The sequence below is a fragment of the Paenibacillus sp. EB106-06-01-XG199 genome, from assembly GCF_058791575.1.
Map to the genome: position 1 here is coordinate 205,731 of NZ_JBYTDQ010000006.1, position 19,734 is coordinate 225,464.

A 19,734-nucleotide genomic window follows, 5' to 3' on the forward strand; every position below is an offset into this window, starting at 1 on the left:
ATTACAAGATATTAAGGGGATTAATACAGGAAAGTACCATTCGGCCGTTGAATATATCCGAAACCGCACTATTGAATAAGTAGGCGTATCCAGATAAGCCGCAGGAGGAGAACAATATGAAGTCGATCACCGTTCAAAGTCTTACGGAAAAGTTTCATTTGGAGGTGCTTGCGGGTTCCAGCCGTATGGACCGTTTAATTACCCGTCCGCGGACGCATAGACCGGGGCTTGAGTTTGTGGGGTATTTTGATTTCTTTCCCATGGAGCGGGTGCAAGTGCTCGGGCGCAAGGAAATTAATTATTTATTGACGCTAAGCGTAGAAGAACGCAGGCTGCATATCGGGAATATCGTCAAATATCATCCGCCGTGTTTCATTGTGACGACAGGCCAGCAGGAGATCCCTTATCTGACCCTGTTCTGCGACCAGGAGGGCATTCCCCTGCTGCGGACAGCAGAGACGACAACCGAGTTCATCGCCAAGCTGGACAGCTATCTGGTGAAGACACTTGCGCCCGAGCTGTCGATCCATGGCGTATGCGTCAACGTATCGGGCATAGGCATACTGCTCAGGGGCAAGTCCGGGATCGGCAAAAGCGAAACCGCACACACGCTTATTAGAAGAGGCCACCGGTTCGTGGCGGACGATATAGTGGTGCTTAAGAAGCTGGGGCCGGCTACGCTGCTCGGGACGCATAATGAGACAACACGCGAGTTCCTGGCGCTGCGGAGCATCGGGCTGATTAATGTCGTACGCCAATACGGGCGCAGGGCTTTTCAGGACGAGACACGAATCGTACTCGACATTGAGCTGTCCCCATGGCGGGAGAATTCTCTGAATAATGAGCTGGAGCTGGTACCTAAGTTCACCGAATATCTTGGCGTCCAAATTCCGCATATCGAGGTCCAGCTTCAGCCGGGTCGTGATGTCGCCGGTCTGATCGAGGCAGCCGCCAACAATTGGTACCTGAAGCAGCTCGGTTACAGCGCCGTTGAAGATTTCATGAAGCGGATCGAAGATGGGATGCAGCCGTGAGCGTAGGGAATAGGGTAGAAAGACAGACTGCGAAGGAACCCTAGGCAGTCTGTCTTCTTTTTTATGGAATGTCCGGGTTTTATGTTTCTGACCGAAAGGTTTTACCGAGCGGATGACCCAGGCCGAAATAATGACGGAAATTATAGATTAACGGACTCCATTTTTGCGGATCGATATGATCTCCTTCAAGGATAATTTCTTTATGCGCATGTACATGGACAGCTTGGGTCTCAATAATAGCAAAGTCCGGAGAATGCTCAGGAATCCGAATGTTTTTTACGCGGGCTTCAATTTGTAGCGGGCATTCCATAATTCGTGCAGGTTGTACCGCTATAGACTGGGCAGGAGTCAATCCACTTATAGCATATTTGTCTTTTTGATAGGAAAATCCATATTTCTGCTTATGCTCTGGAACGGGGTTTTTGCCGGTATAAGGCGCTAATTGTTCTACATTCTCCCAAAGGGAAGGGCCCGGAATATTAATTACACACTCAGGAAGCCGCTCTAAATTTTCAAGCGCTTTCCCCTCCAGTCCAACCCCTAGTACAATACAATCTCCCAATGCCCATGATGAAGAAATAGGACTAATATTTACTGTTCCATCTTCATTTAATGTATTTAGCAATATGACCGGAGTTCCATAATAGAGAATTTTAGGTTTAATCAATTCTGTCTGTGGCATCTGGTTCGTATTGTTCATTAGTCGTTCTCCTCCTATTTTGTATACATCCTCCCTAATTGTATAATATAAATAGTTCAATCATCATCGAAATGTGGAATGCAAAAATGGAGGGCGAAAATGAAAGCAAATTCGAATGTAGCTGTGATTGCTTCTCTGGTGAGCGAAACTTCCCGTGCAGCAATATTAACTGTTTTACTGGATGGAAGGTTTCATGCAGCAAGTGAGTTAGCCTATATGGCAGGCATCCAGCCTCAAACAGCAAGTTTCCATTTAGCAAAAATGGTCAATGCTAACGTAGTTGCCGTTGAGAAACAAGGGAGACACCGGTACTATGGGATTCGTAATCAGGAGGTAGCCCAGGTGATGGAATCCTTGTTATCACTCGCTCCACCCGTCCCAATTAAGTCTTTAAGACAAGCTTCAGAGGATAAAGCACTGCGTTACGCAAGAACTTGTTATGATCATCTCGCCGGGAGTATAGGAGTTCAATTAACCAATGCCCTCCTTAGAGCAGGTATTCTGCGTGAAGATAAGGAAGGGTTTGCTGTAACTGAAGAGGGGGAGGATTTTTTTGCAAGCTTTCAAATAGACGTTGAACAGGTTAAGAAAAAACGCCGCTCATTTTCACACAAATGTCTGGATTGGAGTGAAAGACGGCACCACCTTGCCGGAGCATTAGGGAGTGCTCTTCTGGAGAAGCTGTTAGAGGTGAATTGGGTGCAGCGTCTGCCTAACACACGAGCCATAAAGATTACTTCTGAGGGCAAAAGGGGCTTCAAGGAAGTTTTTTCATTGGATGTTGAGGATGAACAGGGATAACTCTCAAGCCTTCAGGGTATGTTAGGGAAAAGACATCAAGGGAGTGCATGAGGATGGCCAGAAGAAATAGAAGATATGCCGTGCCCGGGGCTGCACAGGGGATGCAGACGTTCAAAGCAGATGTGATGAAGAGCGAAGGTTATGCCGTTGATCCCAGCCACCCGGACAACGTAAAATACGAAGTGGCCAAGGAGCTGGGTATTCCTCTGCAGCCAGGCAACAATGGCGGTCTGACTACGGAATCAGCCGGACATATTGGCGGGAAAATCGGCGGTGCGATGGTCCGGGAAATGGTCCGTCTTGCCCAGGAGCAGCTTGCGAACAAAGACCAACCCTAAGCCATGAAGCTGCAGCAGCAGCTATACAGGCTTGCGTGCTTCTGCCGGATCAACTACATCATTCTTAATATAGCTAACTCCGTCCCTCTGGGGACGGTTTTTTGCGTTGACAAGCAGCAGCCCGAGTGCTGTATTCATCAGGACTCAGGCTGCATGTACCTTACAGTGAGAATAAAGTGCGCAAAAGGCCGCGCTTTTTGGGTGGAGCCTGAAGCTTGGCAGTGGCAATAGGGCGTATTTCTTCAGAGGACGATGTTTTGCTGTTTGGTTTCTGAATTGTTTCTATGGATACAGCCAATTGCTGGATCATCTGGCGCAGGTCCTCGAGTTCTTCACGCTGCCGGAGCAGTTGAACCGAGACCACTTCGTCGGCTTTCTGGTCAAGGGAGTGTTCAATATGAACGATGCGGGATAACAGCTCTTCCATAGGCTTATCCGGTGTGCGCAGGGGGCGCATATCTTGCAGCGGCTCTGCCGGCTCAGGTTGTTTGTTGCCCCCCAGATCAATACTATCCAAGGTCTCCCCATGCTCGATTCGCTCTTTAATAGATTGTAGCAGGCCGATTTCCTGCCCGGTGAAGATGTAGTGCCCAAATCGGTCCTTTGGAAAGAAATTAGGGAACATGGCGGCCCAACGTTTGATTGTCGTCTGGCTAACGGACAGCAGTTCTGCAGCTTCCTTTGTTTTTAACATTTCCATTTCGATTCCTCCGCTTCGGGGTGTTTGCTATAACCAATTCGTTGTCTTTAAGCGACTCCCTGCAAGGGTGACAAAGGAGGTGTCTATTCGCTAAACAAAGTGCTATTACGAGCAAACATACGGTTAGCTGAAGGATACTGTTCTACAAAAAAGGCCATTTCGTGCAGTCAAACCAGATAATAGATTAATAGGTTATTGCTGCTTATTATATACCCAAGCCCCTTCACAGTTTGTGCATAAAATATAAAGAGACTCCATTTCACTGAGTTTCAAAGATTGCAGATTTTAAGAGTAAGGAGGATGGTTATGAAAGGATTAATCTTATGCGCCGGTAAGGGAACAAGACTTCGGCCTTCGACTTATACCAAACCCAAATGCATGTTGCCTGTTAACGGGGAGTATATTCTTGTCTCCATCATTAAGAAGCTTGTTGCTGCCGGTATTACCGATATTGGAATCGTAGTGAACGCTACACAAGGGGAGATCCGGGAAACGATCGGGGACGGGGAGCGGTGGAACGCCTCTTTAACCTTTCTGCTGCAAGATGAAGCTAAGGGTCTGGCGGATGCGGTCAAAAGTGCAAAGTCTTTTATGGCGGATTCTCCTTTTGTATTAATGCTTGGCGATAATTTATATGAAGGTGACATAGAGCCCTTGATTGGCTCACTGGACGCGGATCATTCTAAGGCTTCGATATTGCTTCAGCGGGTCGAGGACCCCAGTCAATTTGGTGTTGCCGTGATTGAGGAACAGAAAATTGTCAGTCTGGAGGAGAAGCCGAAATCTCCGAAATCTAACTTGGCTATTGTCGGCGTATATGCTTTAACTGCGGCCATCTGGCCGGTCATTGAGAGACTTACGCCTTCTCCCCGCGGAGAATATGAGTTGACTGATGCCATTCAAATGCTCATCTCACAAGGCGGACATGTGGCGTACAGTGTGACGGAGGCGCCATTTTTTGATATCGGTACCCATGAACGCTGGCTTGAGGCGAATCGCTACAAGATGGATCATGATCCAAAGAACTTTGCAGACCGCTCTGATCAGGACAGTAAGGTTCAGTGGATTCCTCCCGTCATTGTTGATCCAACCGCCCTCGTAATGAACAGTGTGATTGGACCCCATGTGTATATTGGGCCGAATTGTGTCGTCGAAGATTGCATTATAACCAATAGTATTTTGACGGATGAGGTGCGGTTGTCCCATGTCCATGCGGCGGGAAGTGTGTTTGGATCACATGTTCATCTGGCCGAACAGGAAATTCACGAGCAGCCGGCCCGTCATATTCTGGGTGATCGTTCAACAGTCACAAGACTCCATTCTGACCCGCAGAACGGCGATTCAAAATAATTTAGATACGTACTGGGGATTAGTCCAATCCAGACACAGGGATAAACATACACTTAAAGTAGTCTAATGCATCAGACAAATGTGCAGGAGTATACTTTTAAGGGCAGGTGATCCTTGAGAATGATTGAGCTGGTTTTGACGATCAATGACAAAGACGGGAGCTATACCGAACATGCGGGTGTTGTACTTGCATCAATCTTTTCCAATACCCAGCAACCGATCAATGTGCACATTGTGCACGATGATACCTTAAGCGGAGAAAACAAGTGGAAGCTTACCCAGCTGGTGGAAACATTCTATCACAACATTTATTTTTATCATGTTACTGTTCCTGAGGACTTGAAAGAGGTTGCGTCCGGTGTGCAAAAAATAGACTATTGGACGATAGCCAGTATGTACCGTTTGTTGTTTCCGCTAATTCTTCAGGTTGACAGGGTTATTTATCTGGACTGCGACATTTTGGTCAATATGGATATTAACGAATTGTGGAGCATCGATCTGGGAGAACGCTATTTGGGCGCAGTATTGGATCAGGGCGAAAATATGCTGGAGTATTTTATTTCACTTGGATTAAATGCGGAGGTGTATTTCAACTCGGGAGTCATTCTGTTCCAACTGGATAATATTCGTAAGCATCCGAACTGGTATGGAGAAATGCTTCATTTCTTGCGCTATTATCCAACGATGACCATGCCTGATCAGGATGTTCTGAATGCCATATACAGCTCCAACTTTTTGCAGATGGATCTGCGGTTTAATACATTCGCCCATGATGAACTGGATTTAAATAATAAAATTGTTCATTTCGCCGGAGACACCAAATGGTGGGAGCCGGAGTCTCCCGCATCACCGCTGTACAATAGGTTCCTTTCCATGACTCCCTGGTCTAAAGAATTCACACCAGAGCCAGTTTATGAACCGGAGCCGGTCTACATCGCCCCTGAGCTACCCGCTCAGGAAATCCATCATGTAGAAGAGATACAGCATGTGGAAGAGGTGCATCAGCCTGCAGAAATACTGCTTCCGCCGCCACCGCCACCGCCACCGCCACCACCGCCACCACCACCACCACCGCCACTGGTCCCTGAGGTGGCCCCACCAGTTCCGGTGAAGCCTCCCGTAAAGCGGCACAGACTGAAACGCCGCAGAGTGTTGCGGTTAAAATTAAGACTGAGAAGAAAAAGATTGATCCGTCTCAAATTCCGCTCTCTCAAGCGGGTAAGGCTGATTAAAGGACATCGTGCAAAGAAGAGAAAAGTACGCAAATTGGCAATGAGAAGGCAACGTTTGGCCAGAAAAAAGAGAATTCATGTGGTAAGAAGAAAACATGCGTTAAAACGTACCTCATAAGGACCTATGCCAAGGATCTGTCCAGTGTTCCTGAATCTAAAGAAACCACTCCGCTCAGGAGTGGTTTCTTTAAGGATTGCCAATAGGTGAGGATTATGGGACTATAGTAGAAAAACAGCAAATGGGGAACAACAATACTATGTCGAATTTACCAAAATGTCCAAAATGTAATTCGGAATACACTTATGAGGATGGCAGCTTGCTCGTATGCCCGGAATGTGCCCATGAATGGAGTCTGGAAGCAGAGGCCGGGGACAGCGAAGATCAAAAGATTGTTAAAGACTCCAATGGAAATGTCCTGAACGATGGCGACACGATAACAGTGATTAAAGACCTGAAAGTTAAAGGAACGTCTTTGGTCGTGAAAATAGGCACAAAAGTAAAAAATATTCGTCTGATTGACGGAGATCATGATATTGACTGCAAAATTGACGGGTTTGGGGCCATGAAATTAAAATCAGAGTTTGTGAAAAAGGTATAAAAAGACAAAAGCGGCTTTAGCGATAACATTCGCTGGCCGCTTTTGTGCATCTTTCAACCCTTAATTTTTTTGAATGGGGATCTCTTTAGCAAGAAGTTCGCGGAATTCCGCTACATTGCTGAAAATTCCATCCGGCGAAACATCGTAGACCAGGCTCTGGTAAGTGGATAACCAGCGGACACCGTAAGTGCGCAGTCCGGCAGCCTTGCCTGCGAGGATGTCTGCATTGCTGTCACCTACGAATACAGCATCTGCCGGATCAAGGCCCAGTATGTTCAATGCTTTATGTATACCTTCGGGGTCTGGCTTGGGTCTATCCACGTCATCCCCTGTAATCGTGATATCAAAAAAGTCCGTCATGTTCAAAGCCCCGGTTGATATCTCAAACGCGCGTCTGCTTTTCCCCGTGATTACAGCAAGCTTCACACCTTGTCCCTTCAATAAATGAAGCAGATCCATAATTCCCTGGTCGGGTTGGAAATCTTCTTCAAAATGCCCCTGCTCATATAACGAGTAATAATCTTGAATACCTTGCAGAACGGAGGCTTTATCTTTGAAGTTGCCGCCAATGATGTCTTCCTCTGTCGGGCCAAACATGGCAACCAGTTCGTCATTCGTAACCTCTCGATTATCGTATTGCTTAAATACGGCTTTAAAGGCACTGAAGGATACCGGCAAAGTATCGGCAAGCGTCCCATCAAAATCAAATAATACGGCTTGAATTGACATATAAAGAGCACCCCATAAATTAGTATAGGAAATAAAATACATTATATCAGAATCAATCGCTCCTTTGGATATACTCCAGAAATTCAAGGATGATTTCAGAAACAGCATCTTCTTTGGGCATGTGAATGAACTTGCTTATATTTACTATATCTTCCTTATAGAGCTGAATAAGCTGCAGCATCGCTTCCGGGTCTTTTTGCCTGACAGCCTGCATTAATTCCAGGATCTGGCGGTCTGTGATCATTTCAGCATCATCTTTGTTTTCCATAGTGAATTGCCCCTCTAGTTGAGCTATTTGATAGGAACTTATGTTCGCATATTAACATAATTTAAATCATTATTCAATATTTTGGGTGGGGTGTGAACCGCTTCATCCTGTTCCTCGACCCATGTGATTTAGGGTGATCTAAAGTGATATAATAGTGCCAGCTTCTAGCCGAATGACATGAAAGGAGGTTTCTTGTGCACCTATCTGTGTTTTACAATCATATTGTAAGGGCAAGCGAGCAAACCGGGCTGACATTGGAGGAAGTACTGGATAAAGCACAGGAGTTTGGCATCAGTGCGGTAGAGCTGGATCTTGAAGAGGCCTTAGGCTGCGGCAAAGAGGTCATGAAGAAACGGCTGGAACAAGCGGGTATTTCGGTCGCGTCGATGTATGGCTTTTTTGATTTTGGGAATGACCCCGATACCAATCCAGGGTTTGAATTTATCGACACGGCGGAATATTTGGGAGCGGGGAAAGTGCTCATGATCCCCGGATTCATTGATGAATCTGCAAGTGCCGAGGAGCGCAATAAGGCGCTGCATAATATGGCCGGGGCTTTGAAAGCGATTTGTGATTATGCTGAACGTAAACGCATTCTTGTGACGATGGAGGACTTCGATGACCTTCGCGCGCCGTTCTCCGGCTCGGAGGAACTGCTCTGGTTCCTGGAGCATGCGCCTAAGCTGCACATCACTTTTGATACAGGGAATTTCGTTTACCGTGGTGAGGATGAACTGGAAGCCTTTGAGAAGCTTAAGCATAGAGTCGTCCATGTCCACTGCAAAGACCGCTCACTGGATGAACAGAATGGCGGCATGCCGAAGCTGGCCATGAGTGGAGCGCGGCTGTTCCCATCGCCCGCCGGGTATGGCTTCATCCCGATTGAAGAGATTCTGACCCGGCTGAAGGCGAGCGGTTACGATGATACGCTGGCTATTGAGCATTTTGATGCTGTGGACCAGTTGGGCTACATGGAACAATCGGCGGAGTGGCTTCGTTCCGGCTGGGCTAAGCAGCCGGTCTAAAAACTTAAACACACATAAGAATGGCCATTTTACTTTGTAAAAGGAGGACTGGAATTGTTTGATACAGCTGACGATGGGCAATTGATTGAGCGCATAATGCAAAAAGACCCGGATGCCCTCGAAAGGCTTTACGACCGATATGAACAAGTAATCTATAGCTTTGCCTACCGGATAGTAAAGGACTCGATGGCGGCCGAGGAAGTGATGCAGGAGCTGTTCCTGCGTATTTGGAAGAATGCGGAGCACTTTGATGCAGCCAAGGGGAAGCTCACCACCTGGATGTTCACGGTGACCCGCAATATTGCCATAGCCCATCTTCGCAAGCGGAGCACAAGGGTTCCGCAGCATGCCGGATCAGAGAGTCTGGAGCTGATCCAGGATCAGGCGACGATGACCGAGGAAACGGCCGAGCTGCTGATGGCCGGGGAGCAGGTAAGGGCAGCACTGAGAGAGTTGAGCAGGGATCAGCAGCAGGCTCTGGATATGATCTATTATCAGGGCTTAACCCAGCAGGAGGCAGCAGACCTTGCATCCATTCCGCCGGGCACGGTCAAGAGCAGGGTAAGATTGGCAATGAAACAGCTCCAGAAGCGATTGAGCCATTGGGGAAGGAGGGAGCATGTTCATGACTGAAGAGGCGAACGATAGATGTGAACGGGTTGAATTGTATGTTCTGGAAGCCTTGCCTGAAGATGAAATGCAGAAATTCGAGGCTCATTTAATGGAGTGCACAGATTGTAGCAAGCGGGTGAAGGAATATCGCAGCGTGATGGACCTGCTTCCTCTTGCCTCAGAGCCTGTTCAGCTGCCCTCGGGAATGAAGTCACGGATAATGTCCCGGGTACTGGTAACGGATGCTCCGGCACAGGTCAAACGTTCAATAGAAGAGGAGCCGGTCCAGGCACTTCCTGTAGAACGGGAAGTGAAGACAGTGCCCCCGGCTGCGCCCGCCAAAAAAATCCCATTCTGGCGGTACGTAAGCCTGGGTCTTGCCGCAGCGGTGCTGATTATGATGATTTATGCGGGACAGCTGCGTCAGGATGTGGACCAGCTCCAGCAGCAGATTGCCGGCGGCACGAAGCCGGCACAGGAGCTTAAGGTTGATGAGTCGGTCGCACTGAGTCCGGCGGCCAAGGATATTGTGGCCAGCGGTTTGGCGACGATCGTCGTTGACAGCAGCGGCACCCATCTTGTCGTTCAAGCGGAGAATCTGCCGGAGCTGACAGGAACGGAAGTGTTTCAGGTATGGCTGATCAAGGGAGATGCCCCGCAGAATGCAGGAACCTTTGTATCACGCGCGGGGAATGGCGCGCTCTATTATTCATTCAAACCGCAGGAATACGATACAGTGGCGATCAGCCTTGAGCCAGATGCCAGTGGAGAAGCACCACGGGGGCAGATGGTCCTTACCGCACCGATAAAAAAAGGGTAACAGGGCAGGGAATTAAATTCCCCGATACCGAAGAAGACAAAGGGCCATCCAAGCGGATGGCCCTTGTTCCAAATATAAGTTAGTTTACGGATTAAGATGTGGGATTCGCTTGGAACAGACTGTTTTTGTACTGAATCAGCGGTGCCAGCCACACCATACCCGTGCCCCGGTATACATTGACCAGTCCCTCACCGGAGGCCGCAGAGCCCATCCGGGTTTTGCCGGATTTCTCAACGGTGAAGTCCAGGGAATTGGACCACATTAACGCAAAGTTTCCATCCACCTTCAGTACATCATTCTGCAATTCGATGACGACGGCTTCTTCGGAAGGAATGGGGGCTTCCAGTGCCAGAATGCCTTTTCCTTTGGCACTTAGATTAAACAGTCCTTCTCCTCCCAGTACGGCAGAGGATGCATTCTTACGCGCAGTGACAGCAACGTCCAGTGTCGACTCGCAAGCCAGGAACATGCCATCGTCAATGACGATATGGTCGTTGTCGACGTCAATCAGCCACAAATATTTATAGGTGGTCTCCAGCAGAATCGTTCCCGTACCTTTGTAAAGCGGTTTGATTGCCGTGGTGCCGGTCACCGCACTGGAGACGATGTTTCTCATGAGCCCTCCAACACCCTTAACCCCGGAGGTCATTTCAATATTGCCAATCATATATTGCATCGCCCCTGCGCCCAGCATAACCTCGCTGTTGCTCAGTTCAATCATAAGCTGCTTGTTGCGCATATTGCTTTTGCTCATGAAGAAGTTGTTTTGGGCTTCCAGCAGTGTGGTGCTGCTCAGATCCTCCTTATATTCGATGACCGTAAATCCGCCAAGCTGCTCCTTAATCACTACATTGCTGTTATCTTTCAGATTATTAATCGTGTAAGCCATAAGATACACTCCTCCACCCTCGCAGATATTGTGACAATACGCAGTTGCCTTCAAGGCATAAGTATTCGACAAGAAAGGGCAGTATCCTTGCTTTTCACTCTTGAATAATAACAATACGAAATATATAATATGGAGAATCTGACAAATGAGGTGAATGGATGTCTTTCCGTATCGTTCCGAGGAACTAGTAATCGGGCTGGGTAACACGCGTACCAGCTATCAAGGGGGCAGTCTGTCTCTTTGATCGACTATTACTAGCATTCGGAATGGTGTCGGGCGGTCATTTTACGGAGCCGGGACACTAAGCGGTTTAACTTTGGGACACACATTTTTGAATTGTGGGGGTTCTCTGGAGTTGAACGGCGGAGGAAGTCCCGGCTTTTTTATATACTTCATTTGAAAGATTGGGGATATCTGTGATGTTGAGAAAATGTCTTGTCCATCTGAAAGGGTGGATTGTGCTGTATATCAGTTTAGGTTTTGCCATTCAATTCTTAAGCAGTCTGGGGATTGTGGTCTTTCAGAAGATCCTGGATAGGGCTGTGGAAGGAACATCTTTAGGAGAAATATCGGGTTTTATTGTGAGCTATGGGGTACTGCTGGGCCTGGTGGTCGTCCTTAACTATGTGGATGAATATCCAAGCGCCCATCTGTCGAACAGCATCACGGAGCGATTGAAGATCCTGGCGCTGTCCAAAATATCCAAAATCGATTATCTGGCCTATCAGGAGATGGGTACAGGCCAAATGATCAAAGTGATTGAGAACGGCGCAGCGGCCGGCAACAGCATTATTTACTCCTTTTTCCTCAAAACCCTGCATGAGCTGCTGCCCACGATAATCTTCAGCCTGATCTTCATCAGCTTCTACGATATGCGGATCATGCTGGTGATTGCTGCCGGCTATGTTGTGATCTTCCTGATCACAAACGTATTGCTCAAAGTTTTGTACCGGATCAAGTCAACCATACTTCAAGAGCAAGAAGCCATGTCCAGATATTCCATTCGTGGATTTATGGAGCTGGTCGTCTTCCGGACGAACAGAAAGTATGAGCAGGAGATCCGCAAAATAAGTGATACCGCAAGAAATATCATTCATAAAAGTGCTCAGCTGCAAATGATTCATGAGTCCTTTTTTGCAATCTTCGAACTGTTTATTACTGTCATCAAAGTGATTGTGCTGATCTACGGGGTGAGAAACGTGGTGTCAGGTCAGGCCTCTCTTGGGGTGATGGTCGCATTGTTTATGTTTATTGATAAAATATATACGCCGATTGCCATTTTCAATGTGCTGTTCGTGAATTATCGGCTGAATAAAGTAACCTACCAGCGGTTTGAGCAGTTCATCAATGCGCCGGAGGACCGGAATCTGGAAGCCGGAACAGCAGTTACAGAGCTGCGGGGTGCTTTTGAATTCAGAGATGTGTCTTTTAAATATGGAGAGGTTCCGGTTCTGCGTCAATTATCCTTTTCGATTGCGCCCGGAACGTCGGTTGCTCTGGTGGGACTGAGCGGAAGCGGGAAATCGACGATCATCAAATTAATGGCCGGACTGTTAAAAAAGAGCGGAGGCCAGCTGCTGCTCGACGGCGTGGAGTTGGATCAGATTTGCCTGAACAGCTATTACGAACATATCTCCTATCTCTCTCAGGACAGTCCGATTTTTGACGATTCCATCCGGGGGAATATGGTGTTCGAGCAGAGCCTTCCGGATGAAGAGCTGTATGCTGTGCTGGACAAGGTTCATTTGAAAGAGAAGGTGCTGCAGCTGCCGGAGCAGCTGGATACCCTGGTAGGGGAGAAAGGCCTCAAATTATCGGGAGGCGAAAGACAGCGTTTGGCCTTTGCCCGGGCTATTTTGCAGAAGCGAAATATTGTCATTCTGGATGAACCGGTATCAGCCCTCGATAATATTACGGAGAAAAGCATCATGGAAACGGTCTTCCGCGAATTTCAGCACAAAACGGTGATCATTATAGCCCATAGGCTGAATTTTATTAAAGAGGTCGACAAGATTCTTGTGATGGAGAACGGCTGTCTTGCGGGCGAAGGAGATTTCGAGTCCTTAATGGAACATTGCGCTCCTTTCAGGGCCTTGTGGAATAATGGCAGGGTATCTAACCAAACTCTTCCCTTTGCGAGATCTTGAACAGTGCAGCAAAAATGGCGGTGACAATGGATAAGGTGATCAGATAGGGCTGCGACATCGTCAACTCCGCAAACCAATACTCCCCGGCCAGCAGGAAGATGACATAAGCCAGACCCAGACCGAAGAGAAAGGAGCTTATTTCCCCGGCCTCTCTTTTTATGTTCAATTTCTGGGTAATCAGTGACAAAACTACGGACAGATCATACGCGATCACCATGAGCATGCCGGCAGTATAGTAGGTGCGGTCCTCCATCGGAGCAACCCCTTGGTCGATAATACCTGCAAAAAACTTTGCGATAAGCATGGCCACGATCCAGGCGATCAGATGGGAAGCTGTTTCTATAAGAACATTTTTTGAATAGCTTCCTGCAGTGGCCTGCGCCTGTTTCTCCCAATAGGAATAAATGAGGATATACAGGGTAAGTCCGATGCAGCATGTATAGAAATATCCGGGTAATTCCCCTGAAAACAGTTCTGTCAGAAGTTTAATACCTGTCTTTAATACTTCTCCGATGATGGAAAACAAAATTACGGCCTCCCCAAACCTATGTGGTATAAGAACTATTGGTCAAATTTCAGGTTTTGCGGTTCCGGCGGAAAGACTTCTGCATCCACCAGGCCATCCGTTACCGGGATATCCTTGCCTACTTCTTCAAATTCACAATCTCCCAGCCATACCTTCCCGGGGCCTGTCAACAGGATTCCGATATTGATACATACGGCTTCGGGAGGTACATCCAGCACACAAGCGTAATGGTTCCATTCCGTGGTCCCCCGAATGCTTCTGTGCTGCATGTTGTCGAAGGCTAACAGGTTCTGCAGCTTATCATCAATCCGCATCCATAAACCGCACCAGTCGGTGACATTCTCCGTACTGACAAAGCCGGCAAACCGCATCCGCTTTCCCGTATACGGCTGGGCCTGGAATTGCTGCATCACTGTACCGAAATCATTGAACTCGAATGTTTCTCCGGCCGTAGACTGTAGACAGACAGAGGGGGTGGTCTTATAGTGGATTCGGGTATCCAGCGTCACGTTATACTTCTCCGGAGTCGTTCCGGTAACTTTCCAGCCTTTAATTTCTGACATTGTGTAGACCTCTCTTTCTTGAATCAGCAGTTTCATCTGCGCTCTGTATTGGGCAGGCGGTAAAGCATAAATTTCCTTAAAAGCTCTGGTAAAGGCCTCCTGGCTCTCAAAGCCATATTGCAACGCAATATCAAGAATGCGCTCCTCCGAATACAGCAGGAGATTTGCCGCACAGCTCAGCCTGCGGCTGCGGATATGCTCATAGACACTTTTGCCGACATATTTACGAAAAATACGGTGGAAGTGATACTTGGAGAACCCCGCTTCCTGTGCAATCCGTTCCAGGCTGAGCTTCTCTTCGAGATGCTGTTCAATATACTCAATGCTCGTATGGATCAAATGGTAGTACAGTATGTTCACCCCTTCCGGCAAGTAATACTATATAACATACATCTGAACCGATTTTGATAAATCTTGCTGTGATTTAAACATCATCTTGTGCGTCTTCCGGTGCAGTATAAAGTCCACTTCGTCCTTGGTTGGCTGGAATCAGGCTGGAAATGGTATAATTCCTATAAGTAGTAGTTATCGAACTGGGAGGCATAAATAATGAGTGAAAATCTGTTGGAACAACTGGAATTGTGGCATGAAGAAGACGAGATTCAGGAGATCGTCGATGCGATTGAGGAGATTGATCCGGAGGAACGGGACTATGTGCTGAATAGCCACTTGGGCAGAGCGCTGAATAATCTCGGACGTTATGAAGAGGCACTGGAGCTTTTTGAGGAAATCGCCGAAGAGGGTGAAGAGGATCCGCTGTGGCATTTCCGCGTGGGCTTCTGCCATTACTATCTGAAGCAATATGATGAAGCCATCAGAGAGTTTGAAATCGCTGACAAGCTGGACCCTGAGGATGAAGATACCCTGGAGTTTCTGGCACTCAGCCGCCGTAAAGCCGCTAAGAAGAAGTCCACTGTCAAGAAGCCTGTACAAAAATTCGATTTCTCGAACTTTTGGGATGACAGCGAGTATGCGCTCGATACCTACGTATCAGCGCCGCCTTCGGATGAGCTGATTGCTTCCGTGGAGGAAGAGCTGGTCTTCAAACTGCCTGCGTTCTACACTTCCATGATGAAATTACATAACGGGGGGATTCCACACAGCACGCGTATTCCTTTAGGACAAGAGTCTCTCGAAATTTCCGGTTTTCTGGGCATTGGACGGGATAAGAGTCAATCACTGTGCGGAGCTGCGGGCAGCCGGGTTAGAATTGAAGAAGGCGGATACCCTGAGATTGGCGTAGTCATATGCGACACCCCTGCTGCAGAGCATGAAGTGGTAATGCTGGATTACCGCTCATCCGGCAATGACGGCGAACCGGAGGTTGTTCATGTGGACAAGGACAATAATTACAAGATCACGAAGCTGGCCAATAACTTTGAGGCCTTTATTCGCGGACTGGTGAGTGCGGAGAACTGAGTTGCCGCGGATAGAATCGTGCAGTTCAGTGTAATGACGTCATGCTGAATAGTTGGAATGCAAAGGCCCCCATTAGGAGGGCCTTTTTGCAACTGATAAGAAAGGACATAGCCGGTTCTTCTGCACAGTAGACAAAAATTATAGCTGAACTCTGCCTAAACGGGGGGATTAAACTTTGCTATGATGACGGGGCAAGGCTTACATAACGGGAGGAAATACAATGTTGAATGTGTTTGATGTTGCCAAGACGCTTGTAAATCATATTGAAAAAGTTTATTCCGAAGATATCGCGCTGGTTGCTTATTACGGGTCATATGCTCAAGGGACGGCTACTAAACGCTCGGACCTGGACTTCTTTTTCATTCCGGCTACGCCTAAAGGTTACGGGGCAAGCATTCAGTTTATTATTGATGACATCAGTTTCGACTTTTGGCCAATCAGTTGGGAACGTGCGGCAAGCATGGCCTCATTTGAGGAATTCAAAACTTCGATTATCGCTGACTGCAAGCTGCTGTACGTACGCTCAGAGGAAGACCGTGAAAGACTCATGAAGCTGCGTGAACCTATTTCCAGCATGCAATCCCCCGAAAACAGAAGCAACAGGGTCGGAAAAGCAGAAGCCGAGTTCTGCAATGTATACACACACCTGTATAACCTTTGCCGCGCCGGTGCATCCGGGAATATAGCTTATTACAGAACAGAAGCGTACGGCGTATTAACGAGGGGGCTGCAAAGCCTGGCGTTGCTGAATGGAACATATTATAAAAGCGGCTTCGGCAAAAACCGGGAGCAAGTTCTCAGTCTTCCGTTACAACCGCCCCGCCTGGAGCCGCTGATGGAAACCATTATGCGCAGCAGCGTAACAAGCGAGATTGTAGAAGCTTGTGAGGAACTGGTAGCGGGTATATTTGCTATTCTGTCAGCGGAGCAGGAAATGGGCTATGACGCACCTTCTTACCCCGACCGCATGAAGGGTTGTTATGAAGAGGTGAAGGGCGTTCTGGACAAAATCATTACCGCTTGCGAAAGGAATGATTATGATACGGCATTCTTTTCCGCCATACAGGCACAGGAGGAGATCGCCAGCTTTTTATTTCTTGCCGAGACGGGAATCTGGCCCAGCGATTTGATGCTTCATTCGGCTTATGAGGACGTATACCGGCGGTTGGGATTCCCGGAGCTGGCTGGATTGCTGAACCCGGATGACCTATCGCCGTTACAAACCGCTGTGGAACGGTTAAATGCTGATTTGGAAGGGCTTTTCCGCTCCAAGGGAGTGGAGATCAACCGCTTCGCGGATATTGAAGAATTTCAAGCATTTCTAAAGGGAAAATACGCAACAGCATAATTTATTCTGCGGGAGCAAAGCACTCACCCTTAAAGGGATGGGTGCTTTTTGTGTCTTTTTGAAATCATAATCAATTTCGCTATATATAGAAAATATGGTAATTATGGGATTTAATCCGCATCCGCATTTAAACCTTCACAGTCTTTTTACATTCATCGGTATGCGTGAAAGGATCAATGCCGCTACCAGCAGGGCAAGGGCCACGAATACGCCGGACTCACCCGTCCATAACAGCACTTGATCCCCTTCAGAAAAGGTATCAAAGACATTTTGGATCACAGCATTCCAAGAAGCATGCAGGAAGATAGCAGGCCAGACGCTGCCGGTAGTGAGGCGGAGACGTCCAATGATATATCCGAATGAGGTTACTGTAACCATAAACAATACGATGGAGAGAGCGAGATAGGGGCCGGAATAATAGAGTCCAGCAATTATTAAGGGAAGATGCCATAGTCCCCAGATGATCCCGCTCGTCAATATCGGGTAAGGAACATGCGCATCAATCAGCCGTGTCAGCATATAACCCCGCCAGCCCAATTCCTCGCCGAGGCTGCCGATCAGCCCCATTGCGGTACCGGCGACCATCTGCACCAGCAGAAGTGCCGTGAAGACTACAGCAGGGGGAGCCTTAATATAGGTTTCAGGCGTAACATATTGCACGAGTCCAGTGATCCAGGCAATACCGTAGGCTACGAAGCCAATAAAGACAGGAAACAGAAGTACAAAAGGTAGTTTCTTTAACGATCGGCGTCCACCCACTCTTAAGGAGATATCAGCGATCCCTTCGCGCAGGATCAAACGGGCGAAGATTGAGGCAAGGCCCGGCGCCCACATCAGGAGCAGTATAAAAGCGGGGTTTTTCATACCCAAAATATAGCCGATGACAGAGATGGGAATGAGCAGGGTGAAAAAAACGAGAAGTCCCCGACGGGCAAATCGCATTCGTTCTTCCTGTCCGCCCGTAGCGGAGGCAGGTGTGCTGGCCAGTTTAATTTTCATGATTAACCCCTCTTTTTCCAATGTATGTATATCCATGGAATAGTATAGCAATCCCTCCACCCTGATCTGAACTAACCTCCGCCCAGTCTTTCTACTGGTCTGAGGCCCAGTAGAAATGGGGGTAGGAGTCTGGGCAGGGCACGTCAATGTTGGTGTTGGAGAGCTTCTGCGAGCTATAGCAGGGTTAATTTTGTGATGTTGGAATCAGTACAATCGGCGGGTCAATGCCCAGAAGAGCAGGGCCAATGCACTGACAACTGCGCCCAGCAAGCATACTCCATTCCAGCCCATGTGTTCATAGATCGTAGTCGACGCAATGGACCCGGTGGCGCTGCCAATAGAATAAAAAATCATGTAACCGGCGGTAAGCCGGCTTCGCGCTTCAGGCCGCACAGAGAGAATCATGCTCTGGTTGGTGACATGTACCGCTTGCACTGCCAGATCAAGCAGGAGGATACCAGCGATTAAGGCCCAAAGTGAATGTTCGGTATAACTGATAGGCAGCCATGACACAAGCAGCAGAATCAGTGCCGCGCCAGTGGTCCGCTGTCCTAACCCCAGATCCGCAAGCCGCCCTGCCCGCGCTGCCGCTAACGCCCCGGCGGCTCCCGCAAGGCCAAACGCTCCAATCGCAGTGTGTGAAAGAGAAAGCGGCGGAGCACTAAGCGGCAGCACAAGCGAGGTCCATAAAATACTGAAAGCAGTGAAAATCATCAGGGCGAGGGCAGCGCGAATGCGCAGGACCCGTTCCTGTAAAAACAAGGTGAGTGTAGAGCGCAGCAGCTGCAAATAGGATAATGGCTCTCTTTCATGCTCATCATGAGGCAGTACCCGGAACAATACGCCAGCCATAAGCAGCGATAATCCGGCAGAGACTATGTAAACAGAGCGCCAGCCGGCTAAATCCGTCAATAGGCCGGCAAACGTCCGTGCAAGCAGAATGCCGATGACGATTCCACTGGTTACGAGACCGACGACACGTCCGCGCTCGGCTGGTGCCGCAAGGGTTGCCGCGAACGCAACGAGCGTCTGCGTCACTACGGCGAGCAGGCCAACAATGGCCATACCTATGAATAATACGATGCTGGAAGAGGCAGTCCCCACCACAATTAAAGCCAGGACGGATAAAAGCATCTGTCCGGCGATTAGTGAGCGGCGGTTCAGAAGATCACCGAGCGGCACCAGCAGCAGCAGCCCCAGGGCGTAACATGCTTGTGTGATTGTAATAACGATTCCGGCGGATGAATGGGGGATGCGGAACTCATCCGCAATAGCGTCAAGCAAAGGCTGTGCGTAGTAAATATTGGCAACTGCAAGCCCGCAGGCGATGGCAAACAAGAGCGGCACGTAACGGGGGATTGCAGAGCGGGGGGCTTCTGCTTGAGCTGGCTCCCATCCGGTGCCTGTATTCTCTACTGCAATCAACTTCGTTTCTGCATCAAGCTTCTTCAAAGCTTATACCTCCATGAATTTAGTATTGAGCAATTTAATAATAACATACTGATTGGTATGTAATTGGTCTTAGAAAATATACTGCTATAAAATGCTATTTGTCAAGGAATTAAACGGAAATTATGCGGGAGGCGAGCTAAAAAATGTGGATTATTGATAAGTAATCTATGGTATTATAGACGA

At 48.2% G+C, this 19,734-nt stretch carries 21 protein-coding genes; 12 read left to right on the forward strand and 9 right to left on the reverse strand.

The annotated features are described in order from the left end of the window. Positions 1-116: 116 nt before the first annotated feature. Entirely contained in the window at positions 117-1,034 is a 918-nt protein-coding gene (gene hprK / locus AC3WT9_RS22130; RefSeq protein ID WP_341097287.1) for an HPr(Ser) kinase/phosphatase, read from the forward strand. Between the two features lie 79 nt (positions 1,035-1,113). Here the strand turns inward: hprK and AC3WT9_RS22135 are convergent, their stop codons facing one another. Next, positions 1,114-1,734: a flavin reductase family protein gene (locus tag AC3WT9_RS22135; protein WP_341380192.1), complete on the reverse strand. Its 621-nt coding sequence runs from the start codon at positions 1,732-1,734 to the stop codon at positions 1,114-1,116. A gap of 99 nt (positions 1,735-1,833) precedes the next feature. On the opposite strand from AC3WT9_RS22135, the gene AC3WT9_RS22140 reads away from it, so the two are divergent. Continuing rightward, on the forward strand, positions 1,834-2,535 hold the full coding sequence (locus AC3WT9_RS22140) for an ArsR/SmtB family transcription factor (RefSeq protein ID WP_341380190.1): 702 nt from the start codon (positions 1,834-1,836) through the stop codon (positions 2,533-2,535). 53 nt (positions 2,536-2,588) lie between these two features. Next, positions 2,589-2,873, forward strand: coding sequence for an alpha/beta-type small acid-soluble spore protein (locus tag AC3WT9_RS22145; protein ID WP_341097283.1), 285 nt, complete (start codon positions 2,589-2,591; stop codon positions 2,871-2,873). A 160-nt stretch (positions 2,874-3,033) separates the two neighbouring features. On the opposite strand, the gene AC3WT9_RS22150 is transcribed toward AC3WT9_RS22145, so the two are convergent. Further along, positions 3,034-3,573, reverse strand: a complete 540-nt coding sequence (locus AC3WT9_RS22150; protein ID WP_341097282.1) for a MerR family transcriptional regulator — start codon at positions 3,571-3,573, stop codon at positions 3,034-3,036. A gap of 306 nt (positions 3,574-3,879) precedes the next feature. Here AC3WT9_RS22150 and AC3WT9_RS22155 point away from each other — a divergent pair, with 306 nt between their 5' ends. From AC3WT9_RS22155 to AC3WT9_RS22165, 3 genes are all read left to right on the forward strand, one after another. Beyond that, positions 3,880-4,923 carry a sugar phosphate nucleotidyltransferase gene (locus AC3WT9_RS22155; protein ID WP_341380187.1) on the forward strand — a complete coding sequence of 348 codons (1,044 nt, stop codon included), beginning with the start codon at positions 3,880-3,882 and terminating at the stop codon, positions 4,921-4,923. Between the two features lie 120 nt (positions 4,924-5,043). Beyond that, positions 5,044-6,273, forward strand: a complete 1,230-nt coding sequence (locus AC3WT9_RS22160) for a glycosyltransferase family 8 protein (RefSeq protein ID WP_341097278.1) — start codon at positions 5,044-5,046, stop codon at positions 6,271-6,273. 139 nt (positions 6,274-6,412) lie between these two features. Continuing rightward, positions 6,413-6,754 (forward strand): zinc ribbon domain-containing protein YjdM, encoded by a 342-nt coding sequence (locus AC3WT9_RS22165; protein WP_341097822.1) that lies wholly within the window; start codon positions 6,413-6,415, stop codon positions 6,752-6,754. Positions 6,755-6,814: 60 nt separating this feature from the next. Here AC3WT9_RS22165 and AC3WT9_RS22170 read toward each other — a convergent pair whose 3' ends face one another. Both AC3WT9_RS22170 and AC3WT9_RS22175 read right to left on the reverse strand, forming a co-directional pair. Further along, positions 6,815-7,483: an HAD family hydrolase gene (locus tag AC3WT9_RS22170; protein ID WP_341380186.1), complete on the reverse strand. Its 669-nt coding sequence runs from the start codon at positions 7,481-7,483 to the stop codon at positions 6,815-6,817. A 52-nt stretch (positions 7,484-7,535) separates the two neighbouring features. Further along, positions 7,536-7,751, reverse strand: a complete 216-nt coding sequence (locus AC3WT9_RS22175) for a hypothetical protein (protein WP_341380185.1) — start codon at positions 7,749-7,751, stop codon at positions 7,536-7,538. Between the two features lie 194 nt (positions 7,752-7,945). Here AC3WT9_RS22175 and AC3WT9_RS22180 point away from each other — a divergent pair, with 194 nt between their 5' ends. Genes AC3WT9_RS22180 through AC3WT9_RS22190 form a run of 3 tightly spaced genes read left to right on the forward strand, consistent with a single transcriptional unit; the run spans position 7,946 to position 10,208 of the window. After that, positions 7,946-8,776, forward strand: a complete 831-nt coding sequence (locus AC3WT9_RS22180; protein ID WP_341380184.1) for a sugar phosphate isomerase/epimerase family protein — start codon at positions 7,946-7,948, stop codon at positions 8,774-8,776. Between the two features lie 54 nt (positions 8,777-8,830). Beyond that, positions 8,831-9,409 (forward strand): RNA polymerase sigma factor, encoded by a 579-nt coding sequence (locus AC3WT9_RS22185; protein ID WP_341380183.1) that lies wholly within the window; start codon positions 8,831-8,833, stop codon positions 9,407-9,409. After that, positions 9,402-10,208 (forward strand): anti-sigma factor, encoded by an 807-nt coding sequence (locus AC3WT9_RS22190; RefSeq protein ID WP_341380182.1) that lies wholly within the window; start codon positions 9,402-9,404, stop codon positions 10,206-10,208. The genes AC3WT9_RS22185 and AC3WT9_RS22190 overlap by 8 nt, the downstream gene beginning before the upstream one ends. Before the next feature lie 91 nt (positions 10,209-10,299). Here the strand turns inward: AC3WT9_RS22190 and AC3WT9_RS22195 are convergent, their stop codons facing one another. Continuing rightward, positions 10,300-11,097 carry an AIM24 family protein gene (locus AC3WT9_RS22195; protein WP_341097264.1) on the reverse strand — a complete coding sequence of 266 codons (798 nt, stop codon included), beginning with the start codon at positions 11,095-11,097 and terminating at the stop codon, positions 10,300-10,302. 419 nt (positions 11,098-11,516) lie between these two features. Here AC3WT9_RS22195 and AC3WT9_RS22200 point away from each other — a divergent pair, with 419 nt between their 5' ends. Further along, positions 11,517-13,244, forward strand: a complete 1,728-nt coding sequence (locus AC3WT9_RS22200; protein ID WP_341097262.1) for an ABC transporter ATP-binding protein — start codon at positions 11,517-11,519, stop codon at positions 13,242-13,244. Here AC3WT9_RS22200 and AC3WT9_RS22205 read toward each other — a convergent pair. Beyond that, positions 13,213-13,770 (reverse strand): DUF5823 family protein, encoded by a 558-nt coding sequence (locus AC3WT9_RS22205; protein ID WP_341097261.1) that lies wholly within the window; start codon positions 13,768-13,770, stop codon positions 13,213-13,215. The genes AC3WT9_RS22200 and AC3WT9_RS22205 overlap by 32 nt on opposite strands. A 35-nt stretch (positions 13,771-13,805) precedes the next feature. After that, entirely contained in the window at positions 13,806-14,693 is an 888-nt protein-coding gene (locus tag AC3WT9_RS22210; RefSeq protein WP_341380181.1) for a helix-turn-helix transcriptional regulator, read from the reverse strand. 189 nt (positions 14,694-14,882) lie between these two features. Between AC3WT9_RS22210 and AC3WT9_RS22215 the strand changes: the two genes are divergently transcribed. Both AC3WT9_RS22215 and AC3WT9_RS22220 read left to right on the forward strand, forming a co-directional pair. Then, positions 14,883-15,752: an SMI1/KNR4 family protein gene (locus tag AC3WT9_RS22215; RefSeq protein WP_341097257.1), complete on the forward strand. Its 870-nt coding sequence runs from the start codon at positions 14,883-14,885 to the stop codon at positions 15,750-15,752. Between the two features lie 220 nt (positions 15,753-15,972). Beyond that, the gene (locus tag AC3WT9_RS22220) at positions 15,973-17,100 is read left to right on the forward strand and encodes a kanamycin nucleotidyltransferase C-terminal domain-containing protein (RefSeq protein WP_341097255.1); all 1,128 of its coding nucleotides are present in this window, start codon (positions 15,973-15,975) and stop codon (positions 17,098-17,100) included. Between the two features lie 135 nt (positions 17,101-17,235). Here the strand turns inward: AC3WT9_RS22220 and AC3WT9_RS22225 are convergent, their stop codons facing one another. Continuing rightward, positions 17,236-18,099 (reverse strand): CPBP family glutamic-type intramembrane protease, encoded by an 864-nt coding sequence (locus tag AC3WT9_RS22225; protein WP_341097254.1) that lies wholly within the window; start codon positions 18,097-18,099, stop codon positions 17,236-17,238. A gap of 204 nt (positions 18,100-18,303) precedes the next feature. Further along, the gene (locus tag AC3WT9_RS22230) at positions 18,304-19,458 is read right to left on the reverse strand and encodes an MFS transporter (RefSeq protein WP_341097821.1); all 1,155 of its coding nucleotides are present in this window, start codon (positions 19,456-19,458) and stop codon (positions 18,304-18,306) included. Between the last annotated feature and the right edge of the window lie 276 nt (positions 19,459-19,734).

Excerpts from the sequence above, each read along its gene's own strand:
- AC3WT9_RS22220 (WP_341097255.1), top strand. The coding sequence starts at position 15,973 with ATGTTGAATGTGTTTGATGTTGCCAAGACGCTTGTAAATCATATTGAA.
- AC3WT9_RS22175 (WP_341380185.1), bottom strand. The coding sequence starts at position 7,751 with ATGGAAAACAAAGATGATGCTGAAATGATCACAGACCGCCAGATCCTG.
- AC3WT9_RS22170 (WP_341380186.1), bottom strand. The coding sequence starts at position 7,483 with ATGTCAATTCAAGCCGTATTATTTGATTTTGATGGGACGCTTGCCGAT.
- AC3WT9_RS22165 (WP_341097822.1), top strand. The coding sequence starts at position 6,413 with ATGTCGAATTTACCAAAATGTCCAAAATGTAATTCGGAATACACTTAT.
- AC3WT9_RS22140 (WP_341380190.1), top strand. The coding sequence starts at position 1,834 with ATGAAAGCAAATTCGAATGTAGCTGTGATTGCTTCTCTGGTGAGCGAA.
- AC3WT9_RS22145 (WP_341097283.1), top strand. The coding sequence starts at position 2,589 with ATGGCCAGAAGAAATAGAAGATATGCCGTGCCCGGGGCTGCACAGGGG.
- AC3WT9_RS22215 (WP_341097257.1), top strand. The coding sequence starts at position 14,883 with ATGAGTGAAAATCTGTTGGAACAACTGGAATTGTGGCATGAAGAAGAC.
- AC3WT9_RS22135 (WP_341380192.1), bottom strand. The coding sequence starts at position 1,734 with ATGAACAATACGAACCAGATGCCACAGACAGAATTGATTAAACCTAAA.
- AC3WT9_RS22150 (WP_341097282.1), bottom strand. The coding sequence starts at position 3,573 with ATGGAAATGTTAAAAACAAAGGAAGCTGCAGAACTGCTGTCCGTTAGC.
- AC3WT9_RS22155 (WP_341380187.1), top strand. The coding sequence starts at position 3,880 with ATGAAAGGATTAATCTTATGCGCCGGTAAGGGAACAAGACTTCGGCCT.
- AC3WT9_RS22190 (WP_341380182.1), top strand. The coding sequence starts at position 9,402 with ATGACTGAAGAGGCGAACGATAGATGTGAACGGGTTGAATTGTATGTT.
- AC3WT9_RS22225 (WP_341097254.1), bottom strand. The coding sequence starts at position 18,099 with ATGAAAATTAAACTGGCCAGCACACCTGCCTCCGCTACGGGCGGACAG.
- AC3WT9_RS22195 (WP_341097264.1), bottom strand. The coding sequence starts at position 11,097 with ATGGCTTACACGATTAATAATCTGAAAGATAACAGCAATGTAGTGATT.
- AC3WT9_RS22160 (WP_341097278.1), top strand. The coding sequence starts at position 5,044 with ATGATTGAGCTGGTTTTGACGATCAATGACAAAGACGGGAGCTATACC.
- AC3WT9_RS22200 (WP_341097262.1), top strand. The coding sequence starts at position 11,517 with ATGTTGAGAAAATGTCTTGTCCATCTGAAAGGGTGGATTGTGCTGTAT.
- hprK (WP_341097287.1), top strand. The coding sequence starts at position 117 with ATGAAGTCGATCACCGTTCAAAGTCTTACGGAAAAGTTTCATTTGGAG.